The sequence below is a fragment of the Arcticibacter svalbardensis MN12-7 genome, assembly GCF_000403135.1.
Taxonomy (GTDB): Bacteria; Bacteroidota; Bacteroidia; order Sphingobacteriales; family Sphingobacteriaceae; genus Arcticibacter; species Arcticibacter svalbardensis.
The window spans coordinates 1-16,055 of the sequence record NZ_AQPN01000049.1 but is presented as its reverse complement, the minus strand read 5'-3'; the positions used below and the strand labels follow the sequence as shown (position 1 = coordinate 16,055).

Genomic DNA, 16,055 nt, shown 5'->3' with positions numbered 1-16,055 from the left:
CGATTATGAATGAAACGCTCTACAAAAAAAACAAACACAGATGGAGAACGCTGCTCTTTTTATTTGCCATCGTATTTACAGGAGCAACAGTACACGCAGAAAGAAACCCCAAAGACAATAAGTCAATAACCAGATTAGAGGACTTTATTCATAACCTGGAGAAACAGTACAAAGTGAGTTTTGTATATGATGCCTCTCAGCTAAGTAAGGAAAAGAAGATTAACGTCGATCAAAATGCTGCACCGCTTGAAAAAGCTTTAAGTCAGTTACCTGAAAATGGGATTAGCTATAAAATTATCGAGGATAAGATTATTCTTAAAGCACAGGCGATGACTGCAACATCGAAAGTTATAAGAGTAAGCGGTGTGGTGAAAATTCATACTAAAACCGGTACAGAGACGACTCCCGGTGTTTACATCAGAGAAAAAGGAGCTAAAAATGGAACAGCCTCAGGTATGAATGGTGAATATTCAATCACAGTAGGTGACGGTGCCACACTCGTATTTACAATGATTGGATTTAAGAGTGTTGAAGTTGTTGTAGGAGGTAGATCAACAATTAATGTCACACTTGAAGAGGATGTAAACGCATTAAGTGAAGTCATTGTAACCGGTTATCAAAACATCGACAGGCGTAAGTTTACAGGTGCGGCCACTACCATAAAAGCATCCGAATCAAGGAGAGAAGGAATAAATGATGTCAGCAGAATGCTGGAAGGCCGTGTTGCAGGCGTATCCTTGCAGAATGTGTCTGGTACATTTGGTGCTGCTCCTAAAATCAGGATCAGGGGAGCCACTTCAATTACTGGCGACAATAAGCCACTATGGGTAGTCGATAATGTGATCATTGAAGATGTAATCAATATCTCGAATGAACAACTTTCTACAGGAGACCCTAATACGTTGATTGGTTCTTCCGTTGCTGGATTAAATCCGGATGATATAGAAAGCTTTCAAATTCTGAAAGATGCTGCAGCCACTGCTTTATACGGGGCAAGAGCCATGAATGGGGTAATTGTAATCACCACAAAACGTGGTAAAATAGGCAAACCCCTTGTTTCTTATACTGCCAACTTCTCCAGTTACCTTAAACCTTCATATAACACGTTCGACATCATGAACTCTCATGATCAGATGTCTATCTATGCTGAACTCGATCGTAAAGGTTGGTTAAACTACTCAGATGTATCCAGAAGTGAAAATGGCGGCGTCTTTTTAAAGATGGCTGACCTTATTACACAGTATAATGAATCCGAGGGTGCTTTTGGTCTTCAGAATACAACGGAAGCTAAAAAAGGATTCTTAGAGCGATATGCCAGTGCGAATACAGACTGGTTTGACGTCCTGTTTAAAAACTCATTCATGCAGGAACATTCGCTTAGCGTTTCTTCAGGAACGGAGAAATCGCAGTTATACGTCTCCACCAGTTATCTGCAGGATAATGGATGGACCATAGGTGATCATGTAAAGCGGTTTACGGGAAACGTACGTGCAGACTTTAATGTATCGGATAAGATTTCCTTTGGATTGATCACACAGGGTTCTATCCGCGATCAGCGGGCTCCCGGATCTGTAGGAAGGGTAAGTAATGCCGTAACCGGTAAGTACGATCGCGATTTTGATATCAATCCTTTCAGTTATGCTATTAATACCAGTCGTACCATGACTCCTTATGATGAGAACGGTAACCTGGAATATTTTCAACGCAATTATGCTCCCTTTAATATTATCAATGAGCTTGATAATAATACACTTGATCTCTCGATGATTGATTTAAAGCTGCAGGGAGATTTTAGCTATAAGATCTTTAAGGGATTTAAGTATAATCTGCTTGGTGCGGTGAGATATGCCAAAACTGATCAGGATCACGAGGTAAGGGAGAACTCAAATATGCCTATGGCTTATCGTGCAGCAGGCGATGCCACAATCAGGGAAAGAAACAGGTTCTTATATCGGGATCCTAATAATCCGGAAGCTGAGCCTGTTGTGGTTCTGCCTTATGGTGGATTCTATAATACCAATCAGGACAATCTGACCAGTTATCTGTTAAGGAACTCCCTGGAATGGGGAACGACTATCAATTCTCTGCATTCCATCAGACTCCTTGGTGTTCAGGAAATGCGTTATGCTGACCGTCAGAATAAAAACTTCGATGGATATGGCTATCAATTTGACAAGGGAGGGATTCCTTTCATTGACCCCAATATCATTAAAAAAGGGGTAGAAAACAGTTTGTCCTATTATGGAGCACAAAAGTACTTTGATCGCTTCCTGGCTTATATGGCAAATGCGTCTTACTCTTATGATAATAAATATAATTTCAGCACTACGCTACGTTATGACGGCTCTAACTTAATGGGTGAAGACCGGTCAGCACGTTGGCTTCCAACATGGAATGTCAGTGGCTCATGGAATGTAGATGGCGAGGAATTTATGAAGAAGCAAAGTATGATCAACAGGTTAACCATAAGATCTTCGTACGGCTTAACAGCAAATTTAGGTAATGCCAAAAATTCCAGTCTTCTGCTGAAAAACAGTATATCCCTAAGGCCATATTTGACTGATCAGGAATCTATTATTTCCATTGATCAGCTGCAGAACTCAGAGCTTACCTGGGAAAAACAATATAAGTTCAATGCCGGGTTTGATATCGCCTTTTTTGATGAAAGGCTGACCCTTACGGCTGACTATTACAATCACCAGAGCTTTGACCTGATCAGCCCAATCCGTACATCTGCAATTGGTGGTCAGTATGAAAAAAGTGCAAACTACGCTGATATGAAATCGAATGGTGTAGAAGTAACATTGGGTGGTGGCATTATCAAGAAAAAAGAACTGGACCTGCGTACACAAGTTACATTCGGATACAATAAAGGAGTGATTACCAATCTGAAAAATAATCCGCAAATCTGGGATATGGTTACTGCTGATGGAGGACCTAAAGAAGGGTATCCGTACCGCGGACTATTCTCCATCCAGTTTGTTGGATTAAATCCAGCAGACGGATCACCAACATTTATTAACGAAAAGGGTGAGGAGAGTAATAATGTATATCTGCAAAGTGATCAGACCCAATACCTGAAATATGAAGGAGCTATTGATCCAACCGTAAATGGAGGTTGGTTTAACTCCATCCGCTTTAAAAATGTATCACTATCCGCATTAATCACCTTTAGTGCCGGGAACAAGATCAGACTGGCCTCTGCTTTTAAAAGTAGTTTATATAATGATCAGCCAAGTTACAACGACCTTGATGCCATGCCCAAAGCATTTCTGAACAGATGGATGTTGCCTGGAGATGAAGCAATAACCAATGTGCCCTCTATTCTGGATGTAACCACTCAATACCGGTTACAAAGTGCCTACCCATATAATAACTACAATTATTCGACAGAACGCGTTGCAGATGGAGGATTCGTACGAATGAAACAGGTCTCTTTATCTTATCTGTTGCCACAAAAGCAGATGAGTAAGATCGGGTTTAATAATGCCTCCGTAAGTGTAGTAGGGAATAACCTGTTCCTGATCTATTCAGATTCACAATTGAACGGACAAGATCCAGAGTTCTATGGAGCAGGAGGTGTTGCTTTACCCATGCCGCGTCAGTTTACTCTTTCTTTAAAAGTAGGTATTTAAATAGTACATCATGAACAAGACATTACGATATATCTCTTTATGCATGCTGATCATTTTATCAGGATGTGAAAAATACCTGGAGCAAACTCCAGATCAACGAAGCACTTTAAATACGACGGAAAAGATTTCCGAACTTCTTGCTACTGCCTACCCTAAAGGGGACTATATCACCTTTGCAGAATCTATATCAGACAACGCAGGTGATAAAGGTGGCGGAATGGTAGATGTAAAAAATCAGAGCCCTTACCTGTTTAATGATGTGCAAAGCAAAGAAGAAGGATCCCCTGATTATTATTGGAACGCCTGTTATGCAGCCATCGCAGCATCTAATGAAGCATTGCATGCACTCGACCTTTTACCCGAGGAAGCGGCAACGGCCAATTTAAGAGGTGAGGCATTAGTAGCCCGCGCTTATGCTCATTTTATGTTGGTTACCTTTTTCTCTAAAGCATATAACCAGGCTACCGCATCTTCTGACCCTGGCATTCCTTATGTGACTAGTCCCGAACATGTAGTTACCGCCAAGTATGAAAGAAAGACAGTGCAATATGTATATGAGATGATTGAAAAGGACTTAACAGAAGGTCTGCCTTTAATCAAGGATTCCTATTATAAAATTCCGAAGTTTCATTTTAATAGCATAGCTGCCAATGCATTCGCTACTCGTTTTTATCTCTTTAAGAAAGATTATGCCAAAGTACTGACCTATGCTAATGCCGCCTTCCCTACTGGAACTATTGCAGCCAATTTGAGGCCTATTAATAGTACTTACCTGGCGTTGACTTATTATGAACTCCAATCTACCTATACCCAGTCTACCGAAAATGCCAATCTCTTACTCGTGGAAACACCATCTTATTGGGGAAGGAATTTTGCCTCTTATCGTTATGGCCTTTCTGTTTCTGTATTAACAGACGCTTTGGGAATTAAAAATCCGGTTAGAACTGGTCTGGCTTACCAGGTGTATGGAGGAACAGAATTCGTTTACAATATTCCAAAGTTTTATGAACATTTTGTAAGAGAAGATGCCAACTCTCAAATCGGGGATGCTTACAATATGGTGCCTTTATTTACTTCAGAAGAAGTACTGTTTAATCAAGCGGAAGCCTACGTAGAATTAGGGAATTACCAGGAAGCGGTAAATCTCGTTAATGTCTTTTTGAGTACACGAATAGAGGATTATGATCCTGGATCAGATGAACTTACTACATCTAAAGCACTCACCTATTACAATAGCTTAGATATTAAGACGGCTTTGATTCAAACGATCCTTAATTTTAAAAGGGGTGAATTTATGCATGAAGGATTAAGATGGTTCGATATGCTGAGGCATAATATTCCTGTATCGCATAATATTCTGGGTACCACTACCCCAATAATTCTTGGTGCTAATGATCCGCGCCGCGTATTCCAGATTCCACAGGAAGCAGCACAGGCAGGAATTGAACTTAACCCAAGATAACCATACACCGGCTTATGATCCCGAATATGTATTTATCCTCAAAAAAATTAAAACGATGAAAAAGAAACAACTCTATATAATACTCCTTGCATTCATTGCCAGCTTTGCCTCCTGTACCAAAGAGGAAGACCTGACAGGTGATATCGTAGGACTTGGAGGCGAGACCTGGGTTAAAGGCCCTCTGGATGACTGGTTGTCGACCAACTACGTACAACCTTACAACATTGATGTAAAATATCGCTTTGACCGGTTTGAACTTGATCAGGATAAAAATCTGGTGCCCGTTATGGAGAACAAAGTAATACCCCTGATGAACGCGGTAAAGAAGGTTTGGATCGATCCATATACAAAGGAGGCCGGTGATGCTTTCATTAAGAAATATGCTCCTAAACAGTTTGTGCTTGTTGGAAGTCCTTCCTTTAATGCCAACAATACCATTACTCTAGGAACAGCAGAAGGTGGTAGGAAGATCGTCCTCTATAAGGTAAATGCTTTCGAATATAATAATGTCGCTGAAGTGAAACAACAGTTGCACACCATTCATCATGAGTTTGCACACATCCTTCATCAAACTATCCTCTATCCGGTTGCCTATAAAAATATATCCGTAGGAAAATATTCGGTCACCTGGTTTAATTATTCTGATGCTGAAGCAAATGAATTAGGCTTTGTGACTAGTTATGCACGATCTGGTCCTGATGAAGATTTTGTAGAAATGATTTCCACTATGCTGATCGAAGGTCGCGATGGTTTTGATGAAATCGTAGCCAGCTCACCAGTAGCTGTACAGCCTATTTTAAGACAAAAAGAACAAATAGTGGTCAAGTACTTCAAAGATTCATGGAAAATTGACTTCTATAAACTTCAAACGGATGTTCAAACAGAGCTTGCTCAAGTAATCACCCAATAAAAAAGATCAACATGAAAAAGACATACTTATATATGCTGTTTCTTGTCCTTGTGCTCGCTTCGTGCAAAAAGGATGATAATAAATCAGTCTTTGGGGAAAACCCTGACGAACGGTTGAATAAAGCCATGACTGCTTATAGCGAAGAACTCACGGGTGCAGAAAATGGCTGGAAGGCATTTTTATATACCAATGGTGAGGAAGCTTACAGCTTTATGTTTCAGTTCAACACCAGTAACCGGGTGAAGATGTATGCCGATTTAGGTGATGAGTCATCTACTGTCATTGCGGAAAGCTCTTATAGGTTAAAAGCGGTACAAAAACCTTCCATTTTATTTGATACCTATTCCTATCTCCACTTGCTAGCAGACCCCGATCCAGATATACTGGGAGGGGATGCAGGTTATGGACGGTATTCCGATTTTGAGTTTTCTATTGATTCCGTAAGCACCGATACCATCAAGCTTACCGGGAATAATTTAGGGAGCAAGCTCATAATGGTAAGGGCTACTAAGGCCGAAGCTGATGCTTACAAGGCAGGTGCTCTACTTCAAATGCACATAAACGCTGAAACCTATACTGAAGGAACACCGTTCAGTTTTGTGCAGATTGGGAATATAAAATACGAAACCATTATCTCTCCTGAAAATAAAGCACTGGCCCTAATCTACTCTGAAAATAATGAAGATAAAATAGTCAGGTCAGCTTTCAGCTTCACTACCTATGGAATTCATTTTGCCATTCCATTGGTCTTGGGTAGCGTAACTATTGATGAATTGATCTGGGATGATGAATCTAAAAGTTATTATGCCTTATCAGGTAGTACCCGGATTCCGGTACAAGCATCAACTGCTCCTACTGCTCCTTTGAGTGCGCTGCTGGGACTAGTATATGCTGATGTAGTCGTACCCCAGGGTACAGGTACCAATCCGCTTCCGGGAACGTCCCCTTTATTTGTAACTGAATACAATAGAAGCAGGCTTGCTATTCTTAACGGGCGCTATCGTTTAACAATGAAGGATATGACGTTTAGTTTTAACAGTACGGCTAAAGCAATGCGAATCACTCTGGTTATTGCTCAGGGTGCAAATAACTTCCTTGCAACATTTGATTATTCCTACACTAAATCTTCAGCAGGATTATTCCAGTTTACAAGGCTCTCCTCAAATAGCAATGCCTCATTAATTGAAGTAGAGATGGCTGCTATACTAAAATATATAGAGACGGATGGTTTTAAAGTGGATTACTATAATTCGGGTACTTCCTTACTTGGCCAGCTGACAAGTCAGCAACGTCCACTATTTTTCTTTACCGGGAATCTTGAATAATCCATAAACGTCAAATCATGATCAAGAATATAATATATATAGGTTTATTGAGCATATTATTTTGCTCCTGTAAGAAGAGTGAAGATCTGGCTTTTGAAGTAGAGAAGTCATTTGTGGATCCCGCGGAACAACTAGCAGCCTTCAAAACTACCCTTTCTTCTTCACCTGAGGGCTGGACGACACTTCTTAAAACTAAAGATGGTATTATAAGTGGGTTCATCAAGCTGGATACCGTTGCCAAAGAGGCTACTCTTTACATGGATCTGGATGATGAAACCCTTACTACACCTTCGAAAAGTAAATTTTCTATGCAAACTACACAGGTTACCAATCCCACCCTTTCGTTTGAAGAAGGTTCCCAGCTGGATAGTCTGGAAAAGGCTGGAGTTGATAAAGAATTCGCCTACCAGTACAGCAAGGGTGATACGATAATGCTGCTTGGAAATCGGTATAGTAACGAGTTAAAGCTGATTAAAGCCTCTGCACCTACGGCATTGGTATTTACATCCGGACAAATGGCTGGGATTAAAAGTAACATCTCAGATTATTTATACTCCACGGTGTATATGGTCCTCAAAAAAGATGCAGCTACCACTACTCAGATTTCAATCAATCCGATCAGTAAGGCATATACCTCTAATTCGCTCAATACTACTAAGGGAATTAAATTCTCAACATCTGATTATACCTATACCTCAAGGGGGATCTATTTTCGCAACCCGATCCTCATCAATGATAAAGCAGTTTATGAGGTACTTTGGGATGCGCAGGGAGAAAAATTATATGTGGAAATAGATGGTGCACGACTGGATATTCAGCTCTCGGATATCCCAGTCATTGCACCTCAATATTTATTAGGTACTGTTGGCTACTTCCAGTATTCGTTAGGGTCTCCCTACTTTATTGATCTTCCAGGTTGGTCTCCCGCCTTTACTGAGTTATGGCTAACCGCAGATGATGGATTATACGAATCAGGTTTTAATCTGTATTCAGTAGAGTTCAATATGAACGATGCGGATAAAACTATGGACCTGAAGGTTTATTTCTATAATCTTTCTCTCACATCGGTCTATCAGGGAACTTACCGTTATTCGTATACTAAATCGGCCAATGGCACTTTTAAATTTACGCAACTGCCTACCAACACAGAGACTAATACCGGTGGAAATGCAGATTATATATCTGCAGAAATGCAGCCAATCACCGATCTTATTCAAACTGGCTCCTATACCTTGAATTACTATGATACAGCTACTGGGGCTTTAGGACAATTCAAAAGTGTAGAAACCCCATCAATCTATTTTACAGGGATATTTGGAAGTTACTCAGAATAAAGATATTTTTCGCAGTAAACAAAAAGGCGCTTCAAATTATTGAGGCGCCTTTTTGTTTACTGGAGCTAAATAACTAGTTTATTATTACTCATTACCACAAAATTTAAAATTTTAATTATAACATTGCACTTATAGCAATGAATGCGGCGAATAATAATGGGGTGTAAATTTTATCACAGAAGTGGAAAACTGGTGATTTTTCTAATTCTTCTTTTACCGATTGCAAATAGTTTTGCACAATCACCTTGGAAATTAAGCACAGAAAAGGACGGAATACGGGTATTCTCCCGTACAGTTCCCGACTCAAAAGTCAAAGCACTTAAAGTCGAATGCGTGTTAAAAACGACTCTTTCACAACTAGTCACTTTACTTTTAGATGTCAACGAAACGGATCAATGGGTATATCATACCAAGACTTGTGTTTTAGTACGTAAAGTTTCACCTTCAGATATTTATTACTACGCAGAAGTTAGTTTGCCATGGCCTATGGAAAACCGCGATTTTGTTGCTCATATTCGTGTCTTCCAAAATTCTCAAACAAAGATTGTCACAGTTGATGCTCCGGCAGTATCCGGTATAATACCTATTAAAAAGGGAATTGTACGAATCAGTCACTCGAAGGGGTTCTGGAAAATTATACCTCTAGACCAGAACCTGGTTAAGCTTGAATATACCCTGCAGGTAGATCCCGGAGGAGTTATTCCCGCCTGGATAGTAAATACCTTTGCCGCTCAGGGACCACTTGAAAGTTTCCGGAATATGAAAGAGCAATTAACGCATCCAAGATATCGAAATGCCACTCTTCCTTTTATTGTGAATTGGTAATATTGAATTGCAAATAAAGTAGAAAATATTCTTTGAATAATTTCGTCTGATAATACGTTTTTCCTTAATTATTTAGGAGATACTTAATGAAAGTAAGTTTCTGCCTATATTTGTTTAAATAACGAACTTGTTAAATAGAAAAAGATGAGAGTTTTATTAGACATTAAAGACGATAAAGCATTGCACCTATTGGAAGTGCTGAAAGGTTTATCTTATGTGAAAGCCAAAACGATTTCTAATGAAAAAGCGGTGTTGATGGAAGACATAAAGGAAGCTGTTGACGAACTTATCTTAATTCGTCAAGGTAAACTAAAAGGCATCCCTGCAAAGCAATTATTAGATGAGTTATGATATTATAGCTGTTCCTTCTTTTAGAAAAGAACTTAAAAAACTGGCTAAAAAATACCATTCTCTAAAATCTGATTTAACTATTTTATTTGAGATTTTAGAAAAAGATCCAACCCATGGCATTGCATAGGGTAATAACTGCTATAAAATACGCATTGCAATTGCTTCTAAAAACAAGGGAAAGTCTGGCGGTGCAAGGTTAATAACCAATTTTGTTGTTTCTGAAAGTACAGTCTTCCTTATTTCTATTTATGATAAGTCCGAAAAAGAAAATTTATCCCCTAAAGAATTGCAAGAATTACTAAAAGCAATTCCACAATAGCTAAAAGCAATTACAACTGATAAGCATTTATACCGCCCCTGCAAACTGCAATATAAAAGCAGTTCCCTGATCTTTAGCCGATTGCGCCTGGATGTTTCCTTTATGCAACAGCATAATTTGCTTGCATAAACTTAATCCAATGCCACTGCCTGTTTTTCGGGTACTAAAAAAAGGAATAAAGATTTTGTCCAGTAGTTCCAAAGGAATCCCTGAACCATTGTCTGTCACTTTTACAAGCGTTTTATTTTTCAGTATTTCAGCCGAAAGGGTTATACGGGGCTGCTCACTATCTTTCACGGCTTCTATCGCATTGACCAGCAAGTTAATCATCACCTGCTCAATCAGGTGAACATCCGCTTCCACCGTTAAACCCGGATCTCGAAGTATAATCTCCAACTCAATCCTTTTTTTTTCAAGTGTAGGACGCATCAGATTATTCAGGTCCTCAAACAAGTTGCGCAGCCTTATTTTGGTTACATCAGGTTTGGTAATCTTATTCAGGTTTCGATAACTTTCGGTGAACTTTAGCAAACCATCACTGCGTTTTTTTATCGTGTCAATCCCAAGTTCAATATCATCCAACTCTTCGCTAAGCGTACTGTTAACTAAATCAGGACTCTGTAATCGCTTTTTAAGTGTATCGGCAAGCGAAGAAATAGGGGCTACCGAATTCATGATCTCATGCGTCATCACATTCAGCAACTTCTGCCATGCTTTTGATTCTGTCTCGTCAATAGCCTCACTTACATTCTGAAAAGCGATCAGTTTATTCACCTGCTGATCCGTCCGCATGATACTGGCCGAGACCAGGATCTTGATAACCTGCTGGTTGCGAGTCAGGCTGATTACATTACTTTCTCCCGGTTTAAGTTGAATGATCTCCTTATAAAATGCCGCCTCCCGCTTCTCCAGAGAATGGATCGTTTTAATATAAGGGATATCAAGCAGTCTTTTAAACGATTCATTTACCCAACTGACCGCTCCTGATTCCATCTCGTACGACAAAATTCCTGTGTCAACTAGTTCCAAAATCTTTTGCAGATACTGATATTGAGTTTCCCTTTCCCTACTAATCGACTTAAAGGTTGTGTTAATATCATTAAACCCCTGTCGGATTAACTTAAGTTCCGCAGGTGCTTTTCGTACATCAAAATGACGTGAGAAATCCCGATAGCGTACGGTTTCTATAAATTGCCTTACCTCCTCCAGAATTCGCCGCTGCAAGCGGATCATGTCAACTACCAGATACCCCACCAGAGGCAGTGTAATCAGCAGAAACAGGTACATCCCTTTTATTAAGGCCAAAGAAGTGGCCGTTAATGCGACCAATAGCAGGGCAACCCGCAGCACCAGTCGCCATTCATATTTTTTAAATATCATACTTGCTCAGTCTGCGATAGAGTGCTGTACGTGTTAATCCAAGTTCTTTTGCCGCCTTTGTGATGTTTCCACTATGCTTATCTATTACTCTTAAAATAGCATTCTTCTCCATTGCGCTAAGAGGTACATTATCCTGATCTATACTTACCGGTTGGCTTTCCAGTATCGAAAATAGGAGGTCTTCTGCTTTAATAATAGGTTCATCAGCCATAATAACCGCTCTTTCAATCGCATATTGAAGTTCACGCACATTACCGGGATATGCATACGCCATTAGCTTTTGCAAAGCTGCCGAATCAAATTCTACAGCAGGCTTCATATATTTGTCCGCATATAAATTGGCAAAATGCTGTGCCAGAACCGCTATGTCTTCCTTTCGTTTGCGGAGCGGAGGCATGGTGATTTCTACTGTATTGATCCGGTAGATTAAATCTTTCCTGAACCTCGTTTCGTTTGCCAGTTCATGAATAGGTAAGTTGGTTGCACAGATCAGCCGGATGTCAATATCAACTGCTTTATTCGTACCCAGTCTGGTAACTTGTCTGTTTTGTAATACTGTCAATAATTTAGCCTGTTGCTGCAGGGAGATATTACCAATTTCATCTAAAAATAAAGTGCCTCCTTGAGCCTCCTCAAACCGTCCCTGACGATCTTCACGGGCATCGGTAAAGGCGCCTTTTTTATGTCCGAATAACTCACTTTCAAACAGTGTATCGGTTAGTGCTCCCACATCCACTTTTATGAAAGGAAACTTTGCTCTTAAAGATTGTTCATGTATAGCTTTCGCCATCAGGTCTTTACCTGTTCCATTTTCACCCAGTAGCAATATGTTCGCGTCAGTAGGCGCAATTTTTTTTACTTTATGAAAAATATCCAGCATCACATCCGACTCCCCAAGAATAAAAGTTGTGCCAGCTTTTCCTTTTAGAGCAACACTGGTACTTTTGACTCCTTCTCTTTTATCCAGCAGGTCTTTAATGGTATCAATCAGCTTTTCATTATGCCAGGGTTTGACTATAAAGTCATTTGCTCCTTCTTTTAGAGATCGTACGGCGATATCGATATCGCCATAAGCCGTTATCATGACCACACAGGCTGTAGGCTTCCATTCTTTTATTTTACGTAACCAATAAATTCCCTCATTTCCTGTGTTGATGGCGCTGTTATAATTCATGTCAAGAAATATCAGATCAACTGCGTTACGCTGGAGTAAAACATGCAGGTTTTCCGGATTCTTTTCTGTTATTATTTCGTGCACTTCTTTTTTAAGCAAAAGTTTAACGGCGGTAAGAACATCCGGATCGTCGTCAACTATTAATACATTCGCTTTTTTAAGAATCATGATCGAGTTTAGCTTTTACTTGTGATAAATATATAATTATATATCGAAGTTTTTAAAAAGGCATCATTTGCTTTGCTCAAATATGTTTAATCCATTGACCTATTGTCAAGCTATTCCAAACGCTTGTTGCAGTCGGAGCACAATGTAGTTTGCAATCTTATTTTGACCTGTAACCTAGCCGGTAATTGCAGGTTATTAGGTATGTAAATCAACATTTTATGTGCATAAACGCCATTAGTCTATAGGAACTCTATCAATAAAAACCACTGTATCATTACCGTACACCTGTTGTAACGGAAGCGTACGCTCTATCTATTTAGTACTATTTAATTTGTTGAAAATCAGCAATTTAAATCATGGCATACCTTTGTGTAGCTCTTAATGGAAATAGCGAATAAACAGTGGACAGAGTCATTGAAAAAAAGAAGTGGAACGTTAAAAGGGTACTGACTATAGCCGGTATCACAGGTTTGGTGGTATTACTCGGTGGAAGTATTTATTTTAGTTCTGGCAAAAGTAAGCTGAATGTGGATGTAGAACGAATCACCATCAGTGAAATAGCAAAAGGCGACTTTCAGGAGTTTATTCCTGTTAACGGGATCGTTATGCCTTTAACGACGATCTACCTGGATGCGATAGAAGGCGGCCGGGTGGATCGTAAATTTGTAGAAGATGGTGCGGAAATGAAAAAGGGCGATCCGATTCTGCAGCTGGCTAATACCGATCTGGAATTAAGTCTGGCAAACCAGCAAACCCAGGTATTTAATGTGTTAACGCAAATGCAGATTTCCCGTGATCAGGCTCAACAGAATACCATTTCCAAACTGAATCAAATGGCTGACGTGGACAATGGTCTGAAGGAAGCGGATCGGGTTTATAAACTGAATAAACACTTGTTTGAGCAAAAAGCAATCGGGCTACAAGAGTTTAAGTCTTCTGAAAACGCCTACCAATACCAGGTTCGCCGCATGAAATTGGCCATGCAGATCTTAAAGCAGGATACCCTGTCTACCCGAAAACAATTGGATCAATCTAATGAATCGTATTCAAATATGAAATCTACTCTGGCATTGATGCGCAAAAAGGTGGGCGATCTTATTGTCAGGGCTCCTGTTGATGGTCAGCTTACTTCCATGGATGCCGAAGTAGGACAGAATAAAAATAAAGGGGAACGGCTGGGGCAAATTGATGTTTTATCAGGCTACAAAGTCAAGGTAGACATTGACGAACATTATCTTCCTCGGATTTACAACGGATTGGCTGGTGATTTTTCTTTCGCCGACAAGACCTATAAGTTAACAATCAAAAAGGTGTATACCCAGGTTACTAGTGGACGCTTTCAGGTGGACATGGCCTTTCAAGGGAAAGTGCCGGCAGGAATTCGCCGCGGACAAACGCTCCAGATCAGGCTTGCCCTGAGTGATGAAACCAAGGCTGTATTGGTGCCCAAAGGTGGTTTCTACCAGCAAACTGGCGGGAACTGGATTTTTAAGGTAAGTGAAGACGGCAAAAAAGCATACCGAACTGACATTCAACTTGGCAGGCAGAATCCGGAATACTACGAAGTGATGCAAGGGTTGAAACCTGGCGATAAGGTACTGACTTCAAGTTATGAAACGTATGGTGACATGCAGGAACTGATATTAAAAAAATAAGCTATAGATTATGATAAAGATTACTGATCTCGAAAAATTTTATCGCACTGAAGAAGTAGAAACTATTGCCTTGAATAAGTTATCTCTCGAGATAAATACCGGAGAGTTTGTAGCCATTATGGGGCCTTCGGGTTGTGGTAAATCTACATTGCTCAATATATTGGGGATGCTTGATGATGCTGATGGTGGAAGTTACCTATTCAATGGCGCTGAGATTGCACATTATACGGAGCGTAAACGTGCCCATCTGCGTAAACATAACCTTGGGTTTGTGTTTCAGAGTTTCAACCTGATTGATGAGCTGACGGTATTTGAAAATGTCGAGCTTCCATTGATCTATACCAAAGTACCAGTCAAAGAGAGGTTGGCCAGGGTGGAAGCGGTGCTGGAAAAGATGCAGATCATGCATAGGAGGAACCATTACCCGCAGCAGTTATCCGGGGGACAGCAACAGCGCGTTGCCATAGCTCGTGCAGTGGTGAACAATCCTAAACTCATTTTGGCAGATGAGCCTACAGGTAATCTGGATAGCAGCAATGGCAATGAAGTAATGGAGCTATTAACGGACCTCAATGAGCAGGGTACTACCATTATCATGGTTACACACTCCGAACATGATGCCCGGTATAGTCACCGCATTATACGTTTGCTGGATGGTCAGACTGTATTAGAAAATATCCTGATTTAAAATTTACTAATATGTGGAAGAGTTACCTCACCTCAGCTTTCCGGAGCCTTAAAAATAACAGGGGTTTTGCTGCGATTAATATTTTGGGGCTAGCTTTAGGCCTAACTGCCTTTTTGCTGATCGTGTTTTACGTCAGTGATGAGTTGAGCTATGATCGGTTTAATACAAAAGCAGATCGGATCTATCGTGTAAATGAGGATCTTAAATTTGGCAACAATGAGGTGCTTTACGCTGTGGTCATGTCTCCACTGGCGCAAGCTTTGAAGGATGATTTCCCGGAAGTAGAAGATGCGGTACGTCTTAGAAATGCCTGGTCGGCGCGTATAAAAAAAGGAAATGTTACCATCCGGGAAAATAAGTTAGTATACGCTGATCCGTCCCTTTTTCAGGTATTTACTTTGCCGATGATTGAAGGAAACCCGCTTAACGCATTAAAGGAGCCCAATACGGTAGTCCTCACAGAGTCGACAGCCAGAAAGTATTTCAATAGTACCCAGGTGCTTGGTCGTACTTTACTGCTCGATGATCACCTCAATTATAAAGTAACAGGTGTAATTAGCGACCTGCCTAAAACCTCTCATTTTAACTTCGATTTTTTTCTTTCCATGTCCTCTCTGCCGGAAAGCAGAGAAAATAAATGGTTAAGAAGTAACTTTAATACCTATGTGTTATTAAAAGAGGGAGCTGATGTGCAGCAATTTGAAGGTGCCTTAAACGGTTTTTTGCAACGACATAGCGGTGCGGAAGTGCAGGCCGAATTAAAGACGACTTATTCGGCTTTTGAGAAAAGTGGGAACTACTTCAGGATTAATTTGATACCTCTTAAGGA

General features: G+C 40.2%; 13 protein-coding genes and 1 pseudogene. 12 read left to right on the top strand and 2 right to left on the bottom strand.

What is annotated here, in order from left to right:
- Nucleotides 1-5: 5 nt before the first annotated feature.
- The 9 genes and pseudogenes from ADIARSV_RS06015 to ADIARSV_RS22390 form a co-directional block, all read left to right on the top strand.
- On the top strand, nt 6-3,635 hold the full coding sequence (locus tag ADIARSV_RS06015; RefSeq protein ID WP_016194537.1) for a SusC/RagA family TonB-linked outer membrane protein: 3,630 nt from the start codon (nt 6-8) through the stop codon (nt 3,633-3,635).
- 10 nt (nt 3,636-3,645) lie between these two features.
- A complete protein-coding gene (locus ADIARSV_RS06010) occupies nt 3,646-5,097 on the top strand; it encodes a RagB/SusD family nutrient uptake outer membrane protein (protein WP_040299265.1) in 1,452 nt (483 codons plus the stop codon).
- 55 nt (nt 5,098-5,152) lie between these two features.
- Nucleotides 5,153-6,007: a zinc-binding metallopeptidase gene (locus tag ADIARSV_RS06005; RefSeq protein ID WP_016194535.1), complete on the top strand. Its 855-nt coding sequence runs from the start codon at nt 5,153-5,155 to the stop codon at nt 6,005-6,007.
- Between the two features lie 11 nt (nt 6,008-6,018).
- Nucleotides 6,019-7,332 (top strand): DUF4302 domain-containing protein, encoded by a 1,314-nt coding sequence (locus ADIARSV_RS20450; protein ID WP_016194534.1) that lies wholly within the window; start codon nt 6,019-6,021, stop codon nt 7,330-7,332.
- A 17-nt stretch (nt 7,333-7,349) separates the two neighbouring features.
- Entirely contained in the window at nt 7,350-8,666 is a 1,317-nt protein-coding gene (locus ADIARSV_RS05995) for a DUF4302 domain-containing protein (protein WP_040299264.1), read from the top strand.
- A gap of 156 nt (nt 8,667-8,822) precedes the next feature.
- Nucleotides 8,823-9,491 carry an START domain-containing protein gene (locus ADIARSV_RS05990; RefSeq protein WP_040299263.1) on the top strand — a complete coding sequence of 223 codons (669 nt, stop codon included), beginning with the start codon at nt 8,823-8,825 and terminating at the stop codon, nt 9,489-9,491.
- A 144-nt stretch (nt 9,492-9,635) separates the two neighbouring features.
- On the top strand, nt 9,636-9,842 hold the full coding sequence (locus ADIARSV_RS05985) for a hypothetical protein (protein WP_016194531.1): 207 nt from the start codon (nt 9,636-9,638) through the stop codon (nt 9,840-9,842).
- Nucleotides 9,832-9,969: a hypothetical protein gene (locus ADIARSV_RS22395; RefSeq protein WP_016194530.1), complete on the top strand. Its 138-nt coding sequence runs from the start codon at nt 9,832-9,834 to the stop codon at nt 9,967-9,969. Before ADIARSV_RS05985 ends, ADIARSV_RS22395 begins: the two co-directional genes overlap by 11 nt.
- 12 nt (nt 9,970-9,981) lie before the next feature.
- A pseudogene (locus ADIARSV_RS22390) lies at nt 9,982-10,161 on the top strand (type II toxin-antitoxin system RelE/ParE family toxin); the annotation flags it as partial.
- Between the two features lie 27 nt (nt 10,162-10,188).
- On the opposite strand, the gene ADIARSV_RS05975 reads toward ADIARSV_RS22390, so the two are convergent.
- Together ADIARSV_RS05975 and ADIARSV_RS05970 are read right to left on the bottom strand one after the other, a co-directional pair.
- On the bottom strand, nt 10,189-11,541 hold the full coding sequence (locus ADIARSV_RS05975; RefSeq protein WP_040299262.1) for a sensor histidine kinase: 1,353 nt from the start codon (nt 11,539-11,541) through the stop codon (nt 10,189-10,191).
- Entirely contained in the window at nt 11,531-12,883 is a 1,353-nt protein-coding gene (locus tag ADIARSV_RS05970; protein WP_016194527.1) for a sigma-54-dependent transcriptional regulator, read from the bottom strand. Before ADIARSV_RS05970 ends, ADIARSV_RS05975 begins: the two co-directional genes overlap by 11 nt.
- Nucleotides 12,884-13,284: 401 nt before the next feature.
- Between ADIARSV_RS05970 and ADIARSV_RS05965 the strand changes: the two genes are divergently transcribed.
- From ADIARSV_RS05965 to ADIARSV_RS05955, 3 genes are all read left to right on the top strand, one after another.
- A complete protein-coding gene (locus tag ADIARSV_RS05965; protein WP_016194526.1) occupies nt 13,285-14,538 on the top strand; it encodes an efflux RND transporter periplasmic adaptor subunit in 1,254 nt (417 codons plus the stop codon).
- 10 nt (nt 14,539-14,548) lie between these two features.
- A complete protein-coding gene (locus tag ADIARSV_RS05960; protein WP_016194525.1) occupies nt 14,549-15,226 on the top strand; it encodes an ABC transporter ATP-binding protein in 678 nt (225 codons plus the stop codon).
- An 11-nt stretch (nt 15,227-15,237) separates the two neighbouring features.
- On the top strand, nt 15,238-16,055 hold an 818-nt coding region (locus tag ADIARSV_RS05955), incomplete at its 3' end, for an ABC transporter permease (protein WP_040299261.1).

Excerpts from the sequence above, each read along its gene's own strand:
- ADIARSV_RS06015 (WP_016194537.1), top strand. The coding sequence starts at position 6 with ATGAATGAAACGCTCTACAAAAAAAACAAACACAGATGGAGAACGCTG.
- ADIARSV_RS06010 (WP_040299265.1), top strand. The coding sequence starts at position 3,646 with ATGAACAAGACATTACGATATATCTCTTTATGCATGCTGATCATTTTA.
- ADIARSV_RS06005 (WP_016194535.1), top strand. The coding sequence starts at position 5,153 with ATGAAAAAGAAACAACTCTATATAATACTCCTTGCATTCATTGCCAGC.
- ADIARSV_RS20450 (WP_016194534.1), top strand. The coding sequence starts at position 6,019 with ATGAAAAAGACATACTTATATATGCTGTTTCTTGTCCTTGTGCTCGCT.
- ADIARSV_RS05995 (WP_040299264.1), top strand. The coding sequence starts at position 7,350 with ATGATCAAGAATATAATATATATAGGTTTATTGAGCATATTATTTTGC.
- ADIARSV_RS05990 (WP_040299263.1), top strand. The coding sequence starts at position 8,823 with ATGGGGTGTAAATTTTATCACAGAAGTGGAAAACTGGTGATTTTTCTA.
- ADIARSV_RS05985 (WP_016194531.1), top strand. The coding sequence starts at position 9,636 with ATGAGAGTTTTATTAGACATTAAAGACGATAAAGCATTGCACCTATTG.
- ADIARSV_RS22395 (WP_016194530.1), top strand. The coding sequence starts at position 9,832 with ATGAGTTATGATATTATAGCTGTTCCTTCTTTTAGAAAAGAACTTAAA.
- ADIARSV_RS05975 (WP_040299262.1), bottom strand. The coding sequence starts at position 11,541 with ATGATATTTAAAAAATATGAATGGCGACTGGTGCTGCGGGTTGCCCTG.
- ADIARSV_RS05970 (WP_016194527.1), bottom strand. The coding sequence starts at position 12,883 with ATGATTCTTAAAAAAGCGAATGTATTAATAGTTGACGACGATCCGGAT.
- ADIARSV_RS05960 (WP_016194525.1), top strand. The coding sequence starts at position 14,549 with ATGATAAAGATTACTGATCTCGAAAAATTTTATCGCACTGAAGAAGTA.